General features: G+C 41.2%; 16 protein-coding genes and 1 tRNA gene. 9 read left to right on the top strand and 8 right to left on the bottom strand.

What is annotated here, in order from left to right; translation table 11 throughout:
- Window positions 1-61: 61 nt before the first annotated feature.
- Window positions 62-2,851, bottom strand: a complete 2,790-nt coding sequence (locus tag G529_RS0101570; protein ID WP_026913854.1) for a helix-turn-helix and ligand-binding sensor domain-containing protein — start codon at window positions 2,849-2,851, stop codon at window positions 62-64.
- 193 nt (window positions 2,852-3,044) lie between these two features.
- Here G529_RS0101570 and G529_RS0101565 point away from each other — a divergent pair, with 193 nt between their 5' ends.
- Window positions 3,045-6,659, top strand: coding sequence for a bifunctional metallophosphoesterase/BamA family protein (locus G529_RS0101565; RefSeq protein WP_026913853.1), 3,615 nt, complete (start codon window positions 3,045-3,047; stop codon window positions 6,657-6,659).
- A 46-nt stretch (window positions 6,660-6,705) separates the two neighbouring features.
- Here the strand turns inward: G529_RS0101565 and G529_RS0101560 are convergent, their stop codons facing one another.
- The 3 genes from G529_RS0101560 to G529_RS0101550 form a co-directional block, all read right to left on the bottom strand.
- Window positions 6,706-7,371, bottom strand: coding sequence for a haloacid dehalogenase type II (locus tag G529_RS0101560; protein WP_026913852.1), 666 nt, complete (start codon window positions 7,369-7,371; stop codon window positions 6,706-6,708).
- 70 nt (window positions 7,372-7,441) lie between these two features.
- The gene (locus tag G529_RS0101555) at window positions 7,442-7,669 is read right to left on the bottom strand and encodes a hypothetical protein (RefSeq protein ID WP_026913851.1); all 228 of its coding nucleotides are present in this window, start codon (window positions 7,667-7,669) and stop codon (window positions 7,442-7,444) included.
- Window positions 7,670-8,014: 345 nt separating this feature from the next.
- Window positions 8,015-8,086 (bottom strand) — tRNA-Arg (locus tag G529_RS0101550).
- 98 nt (window positions 8,087-8,184) lie between these two features.
- On the opposite strand from G529_RS0101550, the gene G529_RS0101545 reads away from it, so the two are divergent.
- The 3 genes from G529_RS0101545 to G529_RS0101535 are packed head-to-tail and all read left to right on the top strand — an operon-like array spanning window position 8,185 to window position 10,734.
- The gene (locus G529_RS0101545; protein ID WP_026913850.1) at window positions 8,185-9,168 is read left to right on the top strand and encodes a DUF1028 domain-containing protein; all 984 of its coding nucleotides are present in this window, start codon (window positions 8,185-8,187) and stop codon (window positions 9,166-9,168) included.
- 9 nt (window positions 9,169-9,177) lie between these two features.
- Complete coding sequence (locus G529_RS0101540) at window positions 9,178-9,534, top strand: hypothetical protein (RefSeq protein WP_051201314.1); 357 nt, start codon at window positions 9,178-9,180, stop codon at window positions 9,532-9,534.
- Between the two features lie 45 nt (window positions 9,535-9,579).
- Window positions 9,580-10,734 carry a DUF3095 family protein gene (locus G529_RS0101535; RefSeq protein WP_026913848.1) on the top strand — a complete coding sequence of 385 codons (1,155 nt, stop codon included), beginning with the start codon at window positions 9,580-9,582 and terminating at the stop codon, window positions 10,732-10,734.
- A 25-nt stretch (window positions 10,735-10,759) separates the two neighbouring features.
- Here the strand turns inward: G529_RS0101535 and G529_RS0101530 are convergent, their stop codons facing one another.
- A complete protein-coding gene (locus G529_RS0101530) occupies window positions 10,760-12,316 on the bottom strand; it encodes a M20/M25/M40 family metallo-hydrolase (RefSeq protein WP_026913847.1) in 1,557 nt (518 codons plus the stop codon).
- A gap of 143 nt (window positions 12,317-12,459) precedes the next feature.
- On the opposite strand from G529_RS0101530, the gene G529_RS0101525 reads away from it, so the two are divergent.
- Both G529_RS0101525 and G529_RS0101520 read left to right on the top strand, forming a co-directional pair.
- A complete protein-coding gene (locus G529_RS0101525) occupies window positions 12,460-14,829 on the top strand; it encodes a S9 family peptidase (protein WP_026913846.1) in 2,370 nt (789 codons plus the stop codon).
- A complete protein-coding gene (locus G529_RS0101520) occupies window positions 14,826-16,058 on the top strand; it encodes a cysteine desulfurase-like protein (RefSeq protein WP_035695382.1) in 1,233 nt (410 codons plus the stop codon). Before G529_RS0101525 ends, G529_RS0101520 begins: the two co-directional genes overlap by 4 nt.
- On the opposite strand, the gene G529_RS0101515 is transcribed toward G529_RS0101520, so the two are convergent.
- From G529_RS0101515 to G529_RS0101505, 3 genes are read right to left on the bottom strand one after another with little or no spacing between them, the layout of a single operon-like run.
- Window positions 16,055-16,657, bottom strand: a complete 603-nt coding sequence (locus tag G529_RS0101515) for an outer membrane beta-barrel protein (protein WP_026913844.1) — start codon at window positions 16,655-16,657, stop codon at window positions 16,055-16,057. The genes G529_RS0101520 and G529_RS0101515 overlap by 4 nt on opposite strands.
- Before the next feature lie 53 nt (window positions 16,658-16,710).
- Complete coding sequence (locus G529_RS0101510; RefSeq protein WP_422678719.1) at window positions 16,711-18,855, bottom strand: glycoside hydrolase family 97 protein; 2,145 nt, start codon at window positions 18,853-18,855, stop codon at window positions 16,711-16,713.
- Between the two features lie 55 nt (window positions 18,856-18,910).
- Window positions 18,911-20,053 carry a cystathionine gamma-synthase gene (locus G529_RS0101505; RefSeq protein WP_026913842.1) on the bottom strand — a complete coding sequence of 381 codons (1,143 nt, stop codon included), beginning with the start codon at window positions 20,051-20,053 and terminating at the stop codon, window positions 18,911-18,913.
- A 150-nt stretch (window positions 20,054-20,203) separates the two neighbouring features.
- Between G529_RS0101505 and G529_RS0101500 the strand changes: the two genes are divergently transcribed.
- The 3 genes from G529_RS0101500 (at window position 20,204) to G529_RS0101490 (ending at window position 22,281) form a co-directional block, all read left to right on the top strand.
- A complete protein-coding gene (locus G529_RS0101500) occupies window positions 20,204-20,965 on the top strand; it encodes a DUF3298 and DUF4163 domain-containing protein (RefSeq protein WP_051201313.1) in 762 nt (253 codons plus the stop codon).
- 70 nt (window positions 20,966-21,035) lie between these two features.
- On the top strand, window positions 21,036-21,389 hold the full coding sequence (locus tag G529_RS0101495) for an arsenate reductase family protein (protein WP_026913840.1): 354 nt from the start codon (window positions 21,036-21,038) through the stop codon (window positions 21,387-21,389).
- The gene (locus G529_RS0101490) at window positions 21,382-22,281 is read left to right on the top strand and encodes a DMT family transporter (protein WP_026913839.1); all 900 of its coding nucleotides are present in this window, start codon (window positions 21,382-21,384) and stop codon (window positions 22,279-22,281) included. Before G529_RS0101495 ends, G529_RS0101490 begins: the two co-directional genes overlap by 8 nt.
- Window positions 22,282-22,339: the final 58 nt, after the last annotated feature.

Below are 22,339 nucleotides of genomic sequence, written 5' to 3'. Positions count from 1 at the left end.
AATTTTAGAGACTTAGCGCAATGTAGAGGTAATGTAGAGTTATTTTATATAGTTGTAAAGGTTATAGAGATAGAATATACTCTGTCAAATTTGTTTCGCGATCAAGATTCATCTTTTTACGCAAACGATATCGTTTAATTTCCACACTTTTCACAGAAATATTTAGTAGTGGAGCAATTTCTTTAGAGCTAAGATTCAATCTCAAATAAGCACAAAGTTTGAGATCGTTGGAGGTAAGTTCCGGGTGTCTGGATTTAATCTTTTTAAAGAAATCCTTGTCGGCATTGCTAAAAGCCTTTTTAAAGAATTTCCAGTTGTCCTCTTCACTAATATTCTTGTCTATAGTTTTGATCACAGATTGAACTTTACCCGTCTTTTCGTATTCTTTTAACTCATCCTTTACCTTGGTAAGAAATTCGTTCTTCTTGATAAGGCTCATGGTCGTTACCGCAAGCTCACGGTTCTTTCCCGCCATGTCCTGTTCCAGCTTCTCATTTTGCAGTTTTATGATCTCTTTTTCGGCCTCCAGATTCTTCAGCTTAAGAGCCCGCTCATTTTCAGCTAAATTCTTGCGGTGATGTCTTCTATTCATCAAATGAACTGCATATAGCAATAGAAGAAATATCACTATATAGAAAATAATAGCCGCCGCACTCAGAAACAAAGGCCTTTCTACTTTAAATGTTATGGACGCAGGTGCTGTCTCAAAATTACCAACCTTCGCCTTCACTTCAAATGTATAATCACCAAAATTCAGGTTTTCATAAGAGACTTCGTGCGCCTCGTTCCAGTTACTCCAGTTGGAGGAAAGACCCGTCAACCGGTAACTGTATTTCGCTTTCGTATACTTTTTGAAAACCGGAGCGCTAAACTCAAAATTCAGATTATTTCGCTGGAATGGAAGCACGATCTCTTCCGTAGAATCAAGGGAAACTCCGAGAGAGTCCACAGAACTGGCGGTAATACGGTCGATACTTATCTCAAAGTCCTCAAAATCAGGATCGGTTGCTGAAGCGTCGAAACTTATATATCCATTCGCCACACCCAGTAAATACCTGCGGTTATCTAGTTTAGTGATATTCTCGTAACCCACCGCAATATTTCGATAATCCTGGTCGATAAAAATATATTCAAGCTTATAATCACTGCCGATTCCCTCAGGTTCTATAGAAAAGGTTCCTTCTTCGGAAAAGCCCCATAGCTTATCATCCTGTTCCACGATCATTCGGCCGGAAACCCTGTTTAGATCACTTACCAGTTTATTTAATGCGTTATCCTGCTCAAAGCCATCAGCTTCCTCATTAAATTTAAAAATGCTGCTCAGGCTACTGTAATACAAATGATCATTAAACTGAAATACTCCAGATGTAATACCAGACTCCTCTTCGAATTTATAATTGTTTGTATTAGACACTTTGTTTAAAGACTCATTTAGCTGAAGGTTAAAAACTCCTTTATGCTCGTTGCCAATCCATATGCTAAGATCATCAGCAACCACGATGCTTTTAGAGGAATGCGGAAAATTTTCCAGCATAGGCAGATCCTTAAAACCTGACTGCTCTTTTCTCAGGAAACTGATTCCATTATAATGGCCCTGAATGTAAATATCATCCCTGTACTTCTTCACGATCCAGGTTCCCAGGCGCTCACTGATTTTAGTAGCAGTCGCACCCTCCACCAGGAATGTTCCGTTGTTATGACCACAAAACAAATTGCCATCGATCTCTTCCAGGAACCACACCTGCCCGTTTGTTCCCGGTATAAGCTGAAAATCTTCAGATGGGTTCATTCTTACATACAAACCCTGGTTCGTACCCAGATACAGTGAATTCTTTTTTTCGAACGAATCGTATACAGAACCTACCTTGCCCCGGTTATCTTGAAACGACCTAAAGGATGAACCCAGATCTATAATACTTATTCCGAAATCAAGACCCGCCCAAACATTACCAGATTGATCCAGGTGCAAATCCAGAGTGGTATTATTCTGCAAGATATTATCCTGATCAAATTTGCCAATAATTTCGCCGGCAGGATCGATCTCCAGCACTCCGCTTCCTACTGTACCGAGTACCAGATTTCCGTTTGTAAGATTTAAGGCATCCAGCGCGTTAGGTTTGCCAATGCTCTCGCTCAACTGCTGGTTGAATGGACTTATTTTGCCTGAGCGAAGCCTGTAGAATTCTGAATTCCCGGTGATAAATGAAAGACCATCTTTCTCCTGGTCGTATAAATGCATGATCGCCATATCGCCCAGTTGTTGCCCATCGATGATCTGTCTGGGCTGACCTTTTTCAAATTTATACAGGCCTTCATTAACTAACTGGAAATAAAGTTCGCCTTCAAAATTAAAAATATTGGAAATTGGCATCCCCGATAGATTCTCCATTTTATTGACTTCATCCTGTTCAGGATCATACAGATAAATACCTGCAAAACTTCTGAAGATAACCTGCTCATCGATATATTCTATATCCCAGAATTGTTCACCATCCCTAAGACCGGGAAACTTTTTAATAAGACTTCGGAAAACCAGCTCTCCGGTTTCCGTAGGACTCCAGTATCCCGCTTCCATGTAAGCACCCGTAAAAATCTTATCCTTTACAACCTTTACAGATCTCACGATGGATTTGTTGGGCACCGGGTATAATCTCCAGCGTTCGCCGTTATATTCGAGCAGACCTGTGCTGTTTGCAAAATACAGGTTCTTGTTGGCCGCCTGGGAAATCATCCAGTTCTGGTTACCTGCGGAATAATCGTTAGGACTAAAATTTGTAACCGGCGGCAGTTCCTGCCCAGATACTTGCAGATTACTGCAGATCAGTATGCTTATAAAAAGCAGTTTTAGCATTCCTGAATGCTGAAAATCAAACACGTTAAATTTAAATTGAGGCCTGGACAAAAGCAGATGTTCCTTAATTAGTAAAATATTTAGGAGTGGTTGTTAAAGTATTATAAAGAGCTATGACATCCTAAATTATTTAGATTTTTTTGAAGGTTAATAGCTTACTACTATACTGAATTCAATCAAACTCCTACCATTAATGAGCATAATTACTAAACAAACCCTACACACACAAGCCGGCAAGAAAACTTTATTTTTTGGTTTACTACTGGCAATTCTGGGAACTTGGACCGGAAATTCACAGACAGCATCCAAAGAGGTTATTCACTCTGTTTATGTAACCTCCAATACCGGACTTCGTTCAAATGAAGACAACGCACAGATACTCGATCAAATCGTAAGATCTTCGCAGGAAAATGATTCTAACAGCCTCGTCCTGGTTGGAAACATCGTACCAGAAGGCGGATTTCCAGATAAAGACAATGGTCGCTCGAAGGTGGAAGAGGATTTGAAAAAAAATCTACTGGACAGGATCAAAAGTTTTAACGGTAAAATAATCTTTACCCCTGGTTACAATGAATGGCAGGAAGATGCTCCAGATAATATAGATGACCTGGAATCTTTTTTACAGGATACCATTGAGTCTGATTTCTGGCCTAATGATGGTTGCCCTATTGAGAGTGAAAGTCTTAGCGACGATGTTCAGCTTATCATGATAGATTCCCAATGGTATCTAGAAAACTGGGACGACCATCCATATATTAATAATAAATGTGAGATTAAAACAAGACTGCAGTTCTTGGACGAATTTAATGATGAACTGGAAGACAGCCAGAGAAAAACAGTGCTCGTGGCAGTTCATCATCCGGTTCTTACCCAAACCAAAATAGGATTCTTTGAAAAGATCTTGGGTTCTGGATCGCAAACAAGCAGAAATCCAGACCTAAAGAGATTAATGGGAAGTCTTGAAGCCCTCGCAAGGCAGTATAATGATGTCATCTTCCTTTCCGGAAAAGATAGAAATCTTCAGTTCGTAAATGATGATGGGGTCGAACAGATCATTACAGGTGTTACCAAAGAGATCGCAAAAGCAAGACCAGATAAAGAAGAAGGCGATTTTGTGGATTACAACCTTGGTTATGCGAAGATCAATATTTATAAAAACGGGGCTTCGAACGTAGAATATTTTACGGTCTCTCCTCAGGGTCAGGAACAAATTTATAGCTACGATATCGCTAGGGAACGACCGACTTTAGATGAAGTTGAGTGGCCTGAAACCAGGTTAGGCAAAACTACCACTGCTTCTGTTTATACCAAAGAAGAAACCGATAAAGACGGACTCTATAAAGCTCTGTGGGGAGAACATTACAGATCCCTGTACAGCAAACAATTTGAATTCCCGGTACTTTATTTGGACACCATTCCAGGGAATATGAAAGTATTGGGCGCCGGTGGTGGGCACCAGTCCAGATCGCTTGGGTTCATAGACGACGATGGTCACGAATATACCATGAGAGCTTTGAAAAAGAGTGCACTTCAGTTTTTACAAACTACCGTGATCACCAATCATTACGTAGAAGATTATTTGGAAAACACGGTAGCTGAGCGTTATATACAGGATTTTTATACCACAGCTTTTCCCTACGGAACATTCCCGGCGGGACAATTTATGGATGAACTGGATATCTTTCATCCCAATTCTGAACTTTATTATGTGCCGAAGCAGGAAGCATTGGGCGTGTACAATGAAGAATATGGAGATGAACTCTATATGTTCGAAGCACACATAGGAGACGAAAATAAAGATCTACCCATATTTGATGGCGCCAAAGATATCCTGAACTCTTCAGATCTATTGCTGGAAATGCAGGAGTCCAAAGAAGCTTATGTAGATGAAGAGATCTATATACGCGCGAGGTTACTGGATATGTTCCTGGGAGACTGGGACAGGCATGAAGGACAATACGAATGGGCAGAGTTTGAGGATGAAGATGGTAAGAAGCGCTATCTTCCTATCGCCAAAGATCGTGACCAGGTATTTTCTAAAACCGATGGCTTTATACTTTCCCTGCTTCGGGTAGGTTTCCCTCAAATTCGAGCGATGGAACCTTTTACTGAAACTGTAAAAAGAACAAAATGGTTCAACCACGCAGGATATCCACTGGATAAAGCAGTGATTAGAGAAAATAACTGGGAAACCTGGAAAGAGCAGGCGGAATACCTTCAGAAAACGCTTACAGATGAAGTTATTCAGGAAGCTTTTGACGTACTTCCTGCAGATATTGCCAGCGATGAGTATGTAAAAGACATCAAAAGCACCCTTCAGGTAAGACGTGGCAACATGATGGAGATCGCCCGCGAATACTATGACTACCTCGTGAAATTTGACATTTTCCTGGGAACCGAGGACGATGACGCCTTTCTTATAACTCGTAAACCAGACGGTATTACTCAAATAGATCTTACCAATGAAGATGGCAAGGTGGTAGCACAAAAAACATACAACAGTAACGAAACTAAAGAGGTATGGATCTATGGACTTGACGGCGATGATGAATTCAGGATCGTAGGTGATGGATCTTCCCTGGTAAAGCTTAAAGTTATTGGTGGTGAAGAGAATGATGTTTATGATTTTCAGAATAAACGAAAAGCGAAACTCTACGATTACAAGAGCAAGAATAATACGATCAAAACTCCTGGAGCAAACAAAATGCTTGTTGATTCCTACGATATCAACAATTATGATCCTAAAAAGAGAAAAAGCAACCAGTTTACCTTTTTTCCGAGTGCCGATTTCAATTCAGATCAGGGATTTAGTTTGGGAGTAAAGAACACATTTACAACCTACGGACTGGTGCGAAATCCTTTTACTACTCAACACAATCTTTCTGCAAATTATTACTTCGCAACCCAGGGTTTTGATGTGGGTTACTACGGAGAATTCGCGAATATATTCTATAAATGGAACTTTGGTCTGGATGCTTATTACTCCAGCCCCAATTTTGTAATTAACTATTTTGGAACAGGTAACGATACAGAATATGACGATGATGATGTTTCAAGGGATTATAACCGGGTAAGAATTGAACAATGGAGACTTGCACCATCTTTAATCTATAGAAAGAATAAAAATGTATTCTTTAGCTTAAAGCCGATGATCGAGTCTAAACAGGTTTCTTATGACGCTAATAGAATTGTAGCTGAAACTTTCGATCCTTCAAATGTTGTCTTTGACGAACAATTGTACGCGGGCGCAGAGGTAAATTATAATTACTATAATAAAGACAGAGTCGCATTTCCATCAAGAGGGATCGAGCTCGATCTAACGGCTGGTTATAAAAGTAACATCGACGAGTACGACAATAGGTTCGCATATGTGAGACCAATGCTGTCTTTGAACTATCCTTTACACGAAAGTGGATTTGCAGCGATCGCGACAAAGATTGGTGGTGAGGCTATTCTTGGAGATGAGTATGAGTTCTATCATGCAGCAACGCTTGGTGGTGGTAATAGAAACACCCTAAGAGGTTACCGGAATGAACGTTTCAACGGTAAATATGCATTCTACCAGAATATCGACATTCGCAGCGGAATCGCCCAGTTCAGAACCAATTTTATCCCTATTCGTATGGGAGCAAGTATTGGGTATGATTACGGTAGAGTTTGGGTAGATGAAGATGATAGTGATGAATGGCACTCTAATGTTGGGGGATCCATTTTCATAAATGCTTTCAAAGCCTTTACTGGTAATATTGGATATTATGTTGGAGACGAAGGAGGTCGTTTGAACTTCACCGTGAATTTTGACTTCTAGTCACAACACCTATAATATTAAAGCCACACTTATCGTGTGGCTTTTTTTATAATGCTTTTGCCAGTTCTTTAATTGACTCAACCATAAGATCCGGATCCTTCGCAAGGCGGTATGGGAATTTACCCTGTCTTCGTACAAAAGTCGTTTGTAATCCAGCCCTTCCTGCTCCTGCGATATCCCAGCCATGAGCGGCAACCATCATGCAGTCACTCTTTTTTTCTTCGGAAACATTCACAACATACTGATAGCTATCAAGATGAGGTTTGTATTTCCTCGCACACTCAACGCTTTCAATATGATCGAAGAAATGATCAATTTTTGCAAATTCCAATTGTTTGCGGAGCACTTCTGGTTTACCGTTGCTGTAAGCTATTAATTTAAAGCCAGAACTTTTTAAATCCTTTAAACCTGGCATCACATCAGGATAGGCATTAAGACTGGTAATGGGTTTCAAAGTTTGCTGTAATTCTTCTTCGGAAAGTTCTAAATGATATTTCAGGGCGTTCATTCTCAAAACCTCCTGAGCTATTTCACTAAAGTCGTGGTAGGTATCGCTGACCGTCTCTACTAGGGAATATTGCAATAATTCAGCAAACCAGATCTCGGCTGCAAATTCATTTCCCAGGGTCGTATTGATACTTTCCTTTAAAGGGGATAGATCAAGAAGGGTTTCATTTACATCAAAAATGAGTGCTTTTAGAGTACGTTTCATAATTTTTTTTTAAAAATACGAATCTTACTCCCGAAATTTGAGCTGAGATTTCTATAAGTAAATAGCTATTTTAGTAAGGAGCTGGCGGACTGAGCTTAGGCGACCCACTTACGTTTGATTCCTCATAATTCTGTTTCTGGTTTACTAAGGTAGCATCTGCATACGTACTTGAAGTAATAAGAAACACGAGAAGACTAATTGCGATTAAAAAAAGAACTTTGGTTAGAACAGAGAAATAATGGACCTGTTTGTCGATTTTGATTTCGTCCTGAGGATTCGAAAATACGCTTGATTTCATAGCTAAAATACTATGTAGCAGATAGGGCACTACTGTTTAAAAAATAGTTTACAGGTAGGGCTGCTTCGGGCATTTTAAATTACGAATATAATTTCCTGCTAACAAGGTAATCATAGTCTCATATCATAATGATATAAACAGCTATGGAATAACGCAGGAACCATAAACGCTGCCTTAGAAGCACTTATAAACAATTTAACATTCATCAGAAAACGAACTCCGCATCGAAAAGAGCATATAAATTATTAAAATTCGCTAGGTTGATTACTACCAGAGGCAGCAATGGTCCTTTAAATTTTAAGAGTCGTGGGCCTCTCGCCTGGAATGGCTGATGATCAAAAATTGTAGCCTCACCAGGAATCGAACCTGGATCTAAAGTTTAGGAAACTTCTATTCTATCCATTGAACTATGAGGCCATGAAACGAATTTATAAAATTAGCAGTTGACTTCAGCATTACATATTTCTAAAATTTTCAGTCTTATTCTATATCTTTAGACTTTAAGTTCAACAGGTATGAAAAAATTAGTATTCGCTGTTTTCTCTTTAGTAGTCTTCAGCACTCAGGCTCAGCATATTGGGCATGATAAAAGCGCTTTTGCGCACACGTTTTCCATTGTAGCCAGGGATACTGTTACCGGGGAAATGGCCGTTGGAGTACAAAGTCACTGGTTTTCAGTAGGATCGATCGTTTCCTGGGGAAAATCTGGCGTAGGAGTGGTTGCTACTCAGTCTTTTGTTAACCCGGCCTATGGTCCACAGGGTCTTGAATTAATGGAAAATGGAATGCCAGCAGATATAGCCCTGGCCAAAATGGTGGATGAAGATGAAGGTCGTGCTTTCCGCCAGGTTGCATTTCTGGATGTAAAAGGAACTGTTTCTGCTCACACCGGAGACAAATGTGTTCAGGCTGCAGGAGATATTCAGGGAAATAATTTCTCTGTACAGGCAAACATGATGCTGAATGAAAAGGTGGTTCCTGCGATGGCGAATGCCTATGCTTCCAATGCTCATCTTCCCCTGGCTGAAAGAGTGGTAGCCGTGATGATGGCAGCTCAACAGGCAGGTGGTGACATTCGTGGAAAACAATCTGCCGCGCTTATTGTTGTAGGTCCTGAAAAAACTGATAAAAGCTGGGAAGATAAAAAAGTAGATCTTCGAGTAGATGATCACGAAACTCCAATCCAGGAACTGGAAAGACTTCTGAAGGTTCATCGTGCCTACGAGCATATGAATAAAGGAGACCTTGCCGTGGAAGCAAACGACATGGAAAAAGCCCTGGAAGAATATGGAGCAGCTGAAAAAATGTTTCCCGATAACCTTGAAATGAAGTACTGGAAAGCGGTAGCACTGGCCAACAGCGGCAGGATGGAAGAAGCCAGACCTATATTTGAAAAAGTTTTCGCTGCAGATGAAAACTGGAAAGAAATGACCAGCAGGTTGCCAGCATCGGGACTGCTGAATATTTCAGAAGAAGAATTAGAGACACTCACAAAATAAGATAACCATATGTTTAAGTTAATTAAGATCAGTTTTTTAAGTCTTTTGTTCATAGCATTTACTGCCTGTGACGAGAAGAAGAAAGAAGAAAAACCTTCCGAAGAAAAAGAAACACTAAGCACTGCTAACTCCATGAAGACTAATATGCAAGCGAGCAGTGACCTGAAGTATAATCCCGCCCACGGCGTGGAAGGTCATCGTTGCGAATTGCCCGTAGGAGCTCCGCTCACCAGCGAGGGAAATACTACTGCCCAGCCAATGACCACCAGTCCTGTTAGGATGCAGAGCGCTACTCCAAAAATAAATCCTCCACACGGGCAGCCGGGACATGACTGTTCTGTTGCTGTTGGTGCTGAGCTGAATTAGTTCCGACAATCGAAATTTTTACATATCCATTGCGACAGAAGCTCTATGATGGACAAGGATCGTAATTTCTATACCCAAGTCCCTATTAGTGACCTGGCTATTCATGAACTTTTTCGCGAAAGAAGTAATTTTCAGGAAGTTCCACCTACCTGGCATGTGCTGGTGGCAGATATTCGGGATTCTACTAAAGCAGTCAATGAAGGCAGGCACGAAGAGGTGAACCTTGTTGCAACCGGTTGTGTGATCGCCATTCTTAACCTTTCAATTTCTGAAGGTATTACAGTTCCCTTCTTTTTTGGTGGGGATGGAGCTACATTTCTTATCCCAGACAGTTTGACCACGAAAGCTTTATCGGTTCTGGAAAAGCATAACAGGAATGTCCAGAAGAATTTCAAATTCGAACTTTCACTGGGCACCTATCCCGTTGAAGATCTGTATCGCGATGGTATCGAACTTAAGGTTGCGCGTGTTAGTACCACAGAGTCTCTGGTGATCCCGATCATCATGGGACAGGGTTTACTTATTGCTGAAAAACTCATCAAAGAAAGACCTGAATCCCTGCAAATTGATGAAGATCAAATTTCTCTGAACCTCTCCGGAATGGATTGCAAATGGGATAAGATCAAACCACCCCTTGAAGACCAGGAAGTTTTAAGCTTATTGATAGCCGGGTGTGGAGATGCGAACTACCCGGAGGTTTATTCAGATATTCTGGAAAAGCTCAACGAAATTTATGGTTCCACACAACGCAGGCGACCTATATCTACAGACAAGCTTAAAATGTCCACCAGTCTTGATCGCATTAGCAATGATGTGAAACTCAAATGGGGAAAAAGCAATATCCCAGACTTCCTGAAAGGAGTTTTCATTAGCTTATTCGGGGAACTTTATCTCCGAAATACCAATCTGGGGAAGACGTATCTAAAACGAATGGTGGAATTATCTGATAACCTTAGCCTCGATGGTCGCATTAATACGGTGATCACCGGGAGTGCAGACCAGCGGAAGGAACTTTTCAATTATCTTGACAGTATTGAAGCAAAAGGCCTTATTAAATATGGTTTTCATATTAGTGAAGAGAGCATCATGTCCTGCTATGTGCGCAATATGAAGACTGATGAACATATCCATTTTATTGATGGTGGCAACGGCGGATATACAAAAGCGGCCAATGTGCTCAAAAAGAAATTGGCGAATTGACCGCTTTATATAAATAACTGATTTTTTAATCCTCGTCCAGACCTCCTCTGCGAGTTGCATCTCGCGGCTCTGGCCAGGTCATCTGCTCACCGGTTCTGCGACTTTTAGGCAGGCTAATCTGTTCTCTGGAAGTTTTTTCAGGATCTTCACTAGCCATGTAAGCAAGTACTGCCGTAAGGATCACATTATTTCTTACATCATCAAAAACGATCTTATCGTAAGTATCCCTGTTGGTATGCCAGGTGTAGTTCCAGTAGTTCCAGCTCAAAGAACTTAAGTTAAATGCCGGTGCACCAGCCGCAACGAAAGATGCGTAATCTGATCCTCCTCTTCCCGGAGATCCAGGAAAGTTTGTCTCGATATGAGTAGAAACATTTTCTGGAACTTCATACAACCAGCGTCCTAAGTAATCATAGGCGTGCAGGAATCCGTTACCTGAAATATTTACCACTCTTCCTGTTCCATTGTCCTGGTTAAATAAAGCCTGGGTGTTTTCAACGATTTCAGGATGATCCTTTACAAAGGCTCTGGACCCGTTCAATCCCTGCTCCTCACTGCCCCAATGTCCTACCAGGATCGTTCTTTTTGGGTTAGGATATAATTTTTTTAGAATTCTCATCGCTTCCATCATCACAATGGTTCCGGTTCCATTATCGGTAGCTCCGGTCGCACCATCCCAGCTATCAAAGTGTGCTGAAAGAATAACGTATTCTTCAGGCTTTTCAGAACCTTTGATCTCTGCAATCGTATTAAATGTTGGAACTTCTCCCAGTTCCTGTGATTCTGCCACTACTTTTAACTCAGGTTTGTCTCCATATTCTGCAAGCCTGTACAACATGCCGTAATCTTCCAGGGAAATATCGATGGTTGGAATTTCTTCGGTATAGGCTGAAAAGACTTTGTTCACTCCAAATCCGCCAGACCAGTATGAGGAGATAATCCCAGCTGCTCCTGCTTTTTCAAGTGCCTGCGGCAATTCTCTTCGTGATAGTCCGCTGGCTGAAGTACGTTCTCTCCAAACGTCATTCAAACTGTCGCGATCCTTTTTCATTTTCTCAAAAGACTCTTTCGTAGCCCATTCTTCCCAGTTATCATCTGGTCTTCCCGTTGGCTGGGGCATGGAAATCATCACAAATTTCCCTTTAACCGACTTCAATTTGTTTACAAAATCCATGGAGTCTTTTGCTGCCGGAAGGATCATTACCTCTGCCTGCACGCCTTTTTTACCGGTTGAAGGGCTCCAGGCCAGCTGTCTTGCTTCCAAGCTCTGGATTCTGGGAGAGATAAGATCTACATGCGTGATACCACGTTCCCAGCCTTTCCACTTTCCCCACTCTTCATTCCTGGCTTCAATATCCCAGCTTTTATATTTACTTACCGCCCAGTCGTTGGCCTGTTTCATTTGCGGGGTTCCCACAAGTCTTGGACCTACTACATCCAGTAATTCGTGCGCTAAATTTTCAAGTTCTGAATTGCCATTGGCCTCTTTAACGATCTTCTCTACCATTTCCTGCGTGCTTTGCGCAAAAGCAGCCGAAAAGGAGATAAAAAATAGGAATGCCAGGGATAATTTTTTTGTCATAATGTAAAGATTGGTTGATGTTTTTTACAATATCGTTCTTTTTAGAACAATTACTCTGAGGTTAGACCATAGTGGTTAGAAAACGTTTAATGCAAAGTTAAAATTTGGCTATATTGGCGTTCCAAAATCGTAAATTATCAGCAATGCTTCAAAGATTCGCGTTTCTCGCCATCCTATGCTTACCTTTTTTTCAACTACAAGCCCAGACTTCAGAACTTAGTGTTCAGAAGATCATGCAGGACCCGCAATGGATGGGTAATTTTCCCGATAGAGTTCGTTGGGGAATTCATAGTGAAAATGTTTATTTTCAATACAATCCTGAAGGGAATACTTCAGACAGTCTTTATAAAATTGAGATCGATAATCCCGAAAAGATCTTAAAGGTTTCTGCGGAAGAGTCCAAAGCGATGATCCCAACCTATGGAGACTTCAGTAATGACCGAAAAAAAATGCTGTATACAGATGGTGGAAAACTTATCCTGTATTCTATGGACGAACGTTCCAAAAAGGAACTAATCAGCCTGCCCTTCAGAATAAGTGATCCAGAATTTTCAGCTTCAGAAAATGAAATTCTTTTTAAAGCAGAAGACCATGCATTTAGTTACGACCTTAAAAATGCAACGCTAAAGCAGCTTACGAATATCAAATCTGGAGCAAAAAAAGCTTCCGCAGATAAAAAATTAGATGAGAAGGATCAATGGCTTCAGGATGAAAATCTTAGCCTCTTACAGGTTGTAAGAGAACGAAAGGAGAACAGGGAAGCTTCGAAAAAGTATCGCGAGTCCATTAGCGACCCTGAAGACTTTGCATTTTACCTGGACAATAAGAACATGAGCAATTTCGTCATCTCACCAAATGCCAAATATGCTGCGTTCAGCCTAATCGATCGGGAAAGTGGTAAGAATACCGGTGTTCCAAATTACGTGGACGAAAGTGGTTATACAGAAGATCTTTCTGCCAGAAGCAAGGTAGGAGATCTAAAATATTCCGCAGAACTGGCTCTTTATCAAATTGAGAAGGATACTGTTCTAAAATTCGATTTCAGCGATTTACCGGGAATTTCAAAATTACCCGATTATACTGCAGATTATCCTGACAAGGAATGGAAAGAAGAACCGCGACCAGTCATCCCATCTTCGATGAAGTTTAGTCCGGAAGGCGATAAAGCGGTAGTCAACCTGCGTTCTACAGATAATAAAGATCGCTGGATCGTAGTCATTAACCTTGAACAAGGAACATATGAAACATTAGATCATCAAAGGGATGAAGCATGGCTGGCAGGACCAGGAATTGGTTATACCTATTATGGATATGAAACCATGGGCTGGTTGCCAGACAATAAACATATCTATTTTCAAACTGAAGAGTCAGGTTACTCCCATTTGGTGATTTTAAATACGAAAACAGGCAAAAAGAAAGATCTCACTCCTGGTAATTATGAAGTTTTTGATCCTGTAGTTTCCAATGATGGAAAACATTGGTTCTTCACTTCGTCAAAAGTTCATGCCGGGGAAAGACATTTTTATAAAATGTCACTAATGGGCGGGAACATGGAACAGCTCACTTCCATGACCGGGAACAACGATGTTCAGTTATCTCCAGATGAATCGCATATGGCAATCACCTATTCTTATATGAACAGACCGGAAGAGCTATTCTTAAAAGAAACCTCTGTTGCTGCTGAAACCTTGCAGGTAACCGATGGCAGATCTGAAGCTTTTAAGGCTTATGACTGGCGGGAACCTCAACTAATCGAATTTACTGCACAGGATGGCGCAAAAGTTCCAGCCAGACTATACCTGCCTGAAGAAGATGTGAAAAATGATGCTGCTGTTGTCTTTGTACACGGTGCAGGTTATTTGCAAAATGCTCACAAATGGTGGTCCAGCTATTTTCGCGAATATATGTTCCATAACCTCTTAACTGACCTTGGATACACCGTAATCGATATCGATTACCGTGGAAGTGCTGGTTACGGAAGAGATTGGAGAACTGGAATTTACAGACATATGGGTGGAAAAGACCTGAGCGACCAGGTGGATGGCGTGAAATATCTCATAGATGAGCATGATATCAATCCTGATAAAGTGGGTATTTACGGTGGTAGTTATGGTGGATTCATCACCTTAATGGCTTTATTTACTGAAGCCGATACTTTCCAGGCAGGAGCTGCATTAAGATCTGTTACAGACTGGGCGCATTACAACCACGGCTACACCAGCAATATCCTGAATGAACCTTCCCAGGATCCCATTGCTTACAAGCGCTCCTCACCAATTTATTTTGCTGAAGGACTTAAAGGTGATTTATTGATCGCTCATGGAATGGTAGATGTGAACGTGCATTTTCAGGATGTGGTACGACTTAGTCAGCGGTTGATAGAATTAGGAAAAGAGAACTGGGAGCTTGCCGTATATCCAGTGGAAGACCACGGATTCGTGGAGCCTAGTAGCTGGACAGATGAATACCGAAGAATTCTTGAATTATTTAATGAAAACCTATTGGAAGAATGATGGATATCAAATTTGTAAGAGAACAATTTCCTGCGCTTGAACGGGATTTTGTTTTTATGGACAATGCCGGAGGATCACAGGTTTTAAAGCAGGTCACCAACAAGATCACGGATTATTTGCTTCATTCCAACGTACAACTTGGTGCTTCCTACGCTGTTTCCCAGGAAGCCGGAGAAAGATTAAAACGTTCTACGGAAATTGTTTCAGAGCTTATCAATGCTTCCAGACCTGAGGAGATCGTGATGGGTTCCAGTACGACCATGCTCATGCGAATTCTTAGCCTGAGCATTAGTAAGAACTGGAAAAAGGGAGATGAGATCATTGTCACCAATACAGATCACGAGGCGAATGTTTCTCCATGGACAGATCTTGAAAAATCTGGTATTACAGTCAAAATCTGGCAGGTAAATCCTGAAACCCTTGAGCTTGATATGGAAGATCTCGAAAAGCTTTTATCTGAAAGGACCAAACTGGTCGCGGTAACTCACGCTTCCAACGTACTGGGTACGATCAATCCCATTAAAAAGTATGCAGAAATTATACATAAAGCGGGCGCATTGATTTGTGTAGACGGTGTCGCTTATGCACCACATAGAAAAGTGGACGTACAGGATCTGGATGCCGACTTCTATACGTTTAGCTGGTACAAGACTTACGGGCCGCACCTCGCCATGATGTATGGTAAATACGATCTACTGAAAGAACTGGAAAGTATTAACCATTATTTTATAGACAATGATGTTATCCCATATAAACTGCAACCAGGAAATTTCAATTTCGAACTCACCTATGCGGTTTCCGGAATTACCGATTATTATGCTGAATTGCACGATCATCATTTCGACGGAAAAGATCTTCAGTTCAAGCAAAAACTGGACAAGAGTTACGGGCTCATTTCAGCACATGAAGAAAAGCTGGCCACAAGACTTCTGGATTATCTGAATTCAGTTTCAGAAATAAAGATCATTGGACTATCCAGCGCTGCTGCTGAAAAAAGAGTTCCTACCATATCATTTGTGCATGAAAACTTGCGAAGTGATGAAATCGTGGAGGCAGTAGATCCACATAATATTGGAATCAGGTTTGGCGATTTCTATGCTAAAAAATTAATTCAGGCTCTTCAGCTGGAGGAAATGAATGGCGTGGTAAGAGTGAGCCTGGTCCATTACAACACGCTGGAAGAAGTTGATAAATTAATAGAGGTTTTTAAAACGATCTTCAAGTCTTAGCGGTAATTACCAAAGACACGATTAAAAGGAATTTTGAAGCCCAGTAAAATAGAGTTTCTACGCACCTGATCCTTTACTACTTCCAGTACTTCTGCCTGTGCAGAGATCTCAAAAGTAAATTGATTACGAACCCGGTAAGAAACAGATAATTTTGCCGGGATCGTGATCACCCGGATGTCCTCCTCAAGTACATTGCCATAATCCGGAGCATTTTGAATAAATGACGCTCCAATTCCCGCTCCAAAGAGTACATTTTCGATCTGGTTGAATGGGTCGAAATTAACATAGGGCATAAATGTTAGTGAATTATAATGTTCATTATCGCTAAGATCTGAAGCTGAAGTTCGCTGCCAGTAAAGTTCAGCTCCAAAACCTGCTTTTGGTAACAGGTAATAGATCGCATAAACTCCCACTGCATAGTTGGGTTCAAATCCTGAATTGGTGAAGCTTTCGCTCTCCCCGCTTTCGAAAACATTTTGAGAAAGATACAGGGAGGTATGGGCGTAGCTAAAACTCGGACCCACTTCAAAATCGCGATAACGCTGTGCAACCGACTTTGCCGAAATTAAAAGCAGAACTATTATTAAAAGTTTTTTCACCTACGAAAATTTAATGACCGGAAACTTTTAAAAAATATTCCGGCCATTTGGAATTATAACTTTTTCAGATCTTTTACTTCAGATTTTTCGGCTTCCATGATGCTTATCGCGAAACCACCACCCGGAGCAGATTGCTGTGATAATTTGGATTTGTTATTCACTCTGAATTTTTTGATCTCATATGCCTGCGGATTCGTTTTGTAATGCGCATCTGCAGCATCTGCATAGATCGTGGCGATATAGGTTCTATCCTTGTCCAGGAAGTCAAAAGTAATGTTTGAAGTCCGCGTTTTCTCGCCATTCACATTTCCAACGAACCAGTTATTGGTGCCCTTTGCTTTTCTCGCAACAGTAATATAGTCGCCAGGTTCCGCTTCCAGGTATTCACTTTTATCCCAGTCCAGTGCTACATCTTTAATAAACTGAAAAGCATCTGGGAATCTCATATAATTTTCCGGAAGATCTGCCGCCATTTGTAGTGGGCTGTACATCGTTACATACATCGCCAGTTGATTAGCAAGTGTACTATTTACATGGGAATTGTTATCAGGATTCAGCTTAGAAATATCCATTTCAAAGATTCCGGGAGTATAATCCATAGGTCCGCCAATAAGTCTTGTAAATGGCAATACGGTCACGTGATTTGGTTTGGAACCGCCAAAGGCCTGGAATTCGGTACCACGGGCAGATTCGTTACCTATAAGGTTTGGGTAGGTTCTCCTTAATCCTGTTGGTCTCACCGCTTCGTGAGCATTTACCATGATCTTATAATCTGCTGCTTTGGTAACCGCATATAAGAAATGGTTGATCGCCCACTGCCCGTAATGATGTTCACCACGCGGAATGATATCTCCAACATAACCACTTTTTACTGCCGGATAATCATACTTGTTCATAAACTGGTAGGCCGTGTCCATATGGCGTTCATAGTTCCTGATGGCTCCAGAAGTCTCATGATGCATCATCATTTTAACACCTTTGCTTTGAGCATACTTATGAATGGCTTCCACATCAAAGTCTGGATACGGCGTCACAAAGTCAAATACGTAATCTTTTGATTTACCGAACCAGTCTTCCCAGCCCTCGTTCCAGCCTTCCACAAGGACAGCGTCAAAACCATGCTCAGCGGCGAAATCTATATACTCTTTTACATGCTCTGTGTTGGCAGCATGCTTACCATTTGGAGTAGTTTTGGAATAATCGGTTTTGCCAAGTTGTACAGATGGCAATTCATCTGTGTACGCCCAGGAGCTTTTACCTGTGATCATTTCCCACCATACACCAATATATTTTACCGGTTTGATCCAGCTGGTATCCTCCAGTTTATTTGGTTCATTCAGATTCAGGTTCATATTGGAAGCCAGGATCTCTGTGGCATCGTCACTAACCATGATTGTTCTCCATGGAGATACTGCCGGTGTCTGGATATACCCTTTATTACCAACGGCATCTGGAGTTAACCAGGATTCGAAAACCAGGTTCTCTTCATCAAGATTCAGGTTCATTAGCGAATAGTCAACCAGTGCGGCCTCATGCAGGTTGATGTATAGACCGTCCCTGGATTTCATCATCAGAGATGTCTGCACTCCAGTATTGGAAAACTGTTCCTGTGAAGCATTTCCGGTCACGGCTGTATCGAATTTTGAACTTATTTCTGAAAGTTTTGATTCGGTATAGTCATATTCCTGTGAATCGTAATCACCGGGAAGCCAGAAAGCATTGTGATCTCCGGCCATTGCGAATTGAGAATGCTCCTCTTCAATAACAAAATAGGTTAGATTCTCCTGCTCCGGAAATTCATATCGAAAACCAAGACCTTCGTCGAACATTCTGAAATTAAGGATCAATTTACGATCTGTGTCCTTCTGAACCAGTTCCACCTGAAGTTGATTGTAGTGGTTCCTTATTTCCCTGCTCTCTCCCCAAACCGGTGTCCAGGTATTATCCTCGCTGGTCTCACTGCTATTTTTAATTTCAAAATTGCCTAGCAGGTCTTCAGAATCTTTTAAAGCCAGCCCGAGTTTGCTTTCCTTGATCACAGGCTTTCCCTTGTAAGTTAACTGGTAAACCGGTTCACCTGCTTCGGTCAAACTAAACTTCATCTTAAGTTCTGCATTAGGAGAACTAATCTCCTGGGCAAAACTTAATACTGAAACTAATAAAAGTAATAGAGAGAAAATTGAATTTTTGATCATCATTGTATCTATAAAAGAGCCCGGTAGTAGGCGTTTGAGAAATTAAAATTAATATTATTTATCCAATGGCCTGCTGAAGATCTTCGATTAAGTCATCCACATCTTCAATTCCCACACTAAGCCTGATCAAGGAGTCCACCACCCCGGTTTTCTCCCTTTCTTCCTTCGGAATAGAGGCATGGGTCATACTGGCGGGATGTCCTGCCAGAGATTCTACGCCACCAAGAGATTCTGCCAGCGTAAAGACTTTCAGTTTTTCGACGATCCTACGCGCGCTTTCCAGTGTGTTTTCCTTGGTATTAAAGGAAATCATCCCTCCAAATCCAGTCATTTGGCTTTTAGCGATCTCGTGATTTGGATGGTCTTCAAAGCCTGGCCAGTACACGTCCTTTATTTTGGCGTTGGATCTTAAAAATTTTGCAATGGCTTGTGCATTCTCGCAGTGTCGCTGCATTCTTAGATGTAGGGTTTTAATGCCCCGTAATACCAGGAAACTATCCTGTGGACCACAAATCGCACCACTGGCATTCTGAATAAAATAGAGTTTATCAGCAATTTCTTTGTCCTTCACCACCAGTCCACCCATTACCACATCGCTATGACCACCCAGGTATTTAGTAGCGCTGTGCATTACAATGTCGGCTCCGAGCTCCAAGGGTCTCTGGAGGTAAGGAGTGGCAAAAGTATTATCAACAGCTAAAAGCAGATCATGCTTTTTCGCAAGCTTTGAAACTGCTTTAATATCGATGATGTTCATCATAGGATTGGTAGGAGTTTCCACCCAGATAAGCTTCGTTCTTTCAGTAATATACTGCTCGATCTCTTTCGCAGCCTGCATTCCTACAAATTTGAATTTGATTCCAAGACCTTCAAAAATCTTCGTGAACAAACGATAGGATCCTCCATAAAGGTCGTTGGTAGAGATGATTTCATCCCCGGGTGTAAACAATTTAAGCACCGCATCGATCGCTGCAAGCCCTGATCCAAATGCCAGACCATATTCCCCACTTTCAAGACTGGCGAGGGATTTCTCCAGTGCGTTTCTCGTAGGATTTGCACTTCGGGAATATTCATAACCCTGGTGTTCCCCAGGGGAACGTTGAGAATAGGTAGTGGTTTGGTAGATTGGCGGCATGACTGCACCGTAAGCAGGATCTATATTTTCCTGGCCTCCATGTATCGTTTTGGTATTAAATTTCAAACTGGCAGTTTTGGTAGTGAAACAAAGCGATCTTCATTCTTGAAACTTAGGGTTGCAATTCCTGGAAATCATGATAAACAAATGTAATCAGCTCGTTGAGCATTCACAAAATTCAATTTACCTTTATCCTCTAATTAACACCCAATATCCTTGAAAAAAGCAATTCTTTCAGCTTTTATAAGCCTGACCCTGTTCTCCTGTGCGAATGAGGAGAAAAAACCCGAAATCGAGACCCTGGCATTCGAACAGAAAAACATTGAGAATAGCTACAAAAATTGTGATCCTGAAAAAGGAGACTGCACATTTATCAGCCTTAGCTTCCCGGTAGCCGAGGGCGGTGGAAGAATTTCCCAGAAGATCAATCTGGAGATCGAAAGTTTTATACAGAATACCGTGGATTTTACGGAGTCTGAACGTATACAATCCACGCTGGACCTCGTAGATCAATTTTTACTGAATTACGAAAGAACCGCAAATGATTTCCCCGATTACGAACTTCCTTGGGAAGCCACGATCCTTGGAAAAGTAATTCAGCAGAACGAAAAACTGATTTCGATGGAATTTACCATAGATATGTTTACTGGTGGAGCCCATGGTTACAACAGTATAAATTATCTCAATTTTGATGCTGAAACTGGCAAATTACTGGTCGTGGAAAACCTTTTTTCTTCAGAATTTACAGAAAAAGCCGCTCAGGATTTCAGAGTAAAACAGAATATTCCTGAAGGTGCCAGCATCAATGACACCGGATTCTTTTTTGAAGATGAGAAATTTCACCTTCCGGCAAATATCGGGATCTATCCAGGCAAAATCGTACTGCATTATAATGCTTATGAGATCGCCCCTTATTCCGCTGGAAGCTTTAGGATGACTTATTCGAAAGCAGAAATCTCAGAATATCTCAAATTTTAGAAGGAGTGCCGGTTATAATACAGGATTTTAACGAACTTGCGCTCACAGTATATCCCGAAAACTACTAGCCATGAAAAAAATCTACCATCTTTCCACCTGTGATACCTGTAAACGTATCCTGAAAGAGCTGGATCTTCCCAAGGATTTTGAATTACAGGACATCAAAGCCGAAGCTATTTCTAAGGAACAATTGGAGCAAATGCGTGAATTAGCTGGTTCTTATGAGAGTCTTTTCAGCAAAAGGGCAAGACTATATAAAGACCGGGACTTAAAAAATAAGACCTTAGAGGAAGCCGATTATAAAGAACTTATACTTGAGCATTATACATTCCTGAAGCGACCAGTACTTATTAATGAAGAGGAGATCTTTATTGGTAATTCTAAAAAGACCGTGGAAGCTGCTAAAACATCTGTTCATGGATAACAGCCGGTTACTGGCCATTCTGGCAGCAGTTGGAGCCAGCACGATCTACGGGATCAATCATACGCTGGCGAAAGGTCTTATGCCGTTATATATTGAACCTTTTGGTTTTATTTTATTAAGAGTGACCGGGGCAGCCATACTTTTCTGGAGCATCAGCGTATTTGCACCTAAGGAAAAGATCGCGACTTCCGACTGGCCACGTATTGTTGGCTGTGCTGTCTTCGGGATGGTCATTAACATGCTGTTCTTTTTCAAAGGTCTCAGCCTTTCCACTCCTATCAATAGTTCGGTTATTATCACGCTATCGCCGGTGATGGTTTTGATACTTGCATCGATATTGATCAAAGAACGTATCACGCTGCTAAAAACTATTGGGATCATTATAGGAATGGCCGGCGCGCTGGTGCTGGTGCTTTTTAGCTCAGACCAGAATCAAAATGCTCCAAACATCCCGATGGGAAATGTACTTTTTATCGTCAATGCCTTTTCCTATGGCCTGTATCTAATTCTGGTAAAACCACTTACCAAAAAATACCACGCGATCACCCTGATGAAATGGTTGTTCCTCATTGCCGTATTCATTAATCTTCCTATAACTTATTCTGAATTTGTTGCTGTGGACTGGAACAATTTACCATTCGATGCGATCTGGAAAATGGGATTTGTAGTTCTGGGAACCACCTTTATGACCTATTTACTGAATATTTATGCCCTGAAGCAGCTTTCTGCATCTACCATTAGTGCTTTTATATATTTACAGCCATTGATTGCGATCACATTTGCGATCATGGTTGGTGCAGATTCTCTGAACTGGACTAAAGGAATTGCAGCGACCCTGGTATTTGTGGGAGTGTATATGGTAAGTATGAAAAAGACAAAAGTAAAGGCCTGATATCGCAGCGGGAAGCTACAATACCGGCCTTTTATCTTTGTACTGAATTCTGGATTTT

Source organism: Christiangramia portivictoriae DSM 23547, from assembly GCF_000423045.1.
GTDB classification, from domain to species: Bacteria; Bacteroidota; Bacteroidia; order Flavobacteriales; family Flavobacteriaceae; genus Christiangramia; species Christiangramia portivictoriae.
This window is presented reverse-complemented; position numbering and strand designations above follow the sequence as displayed.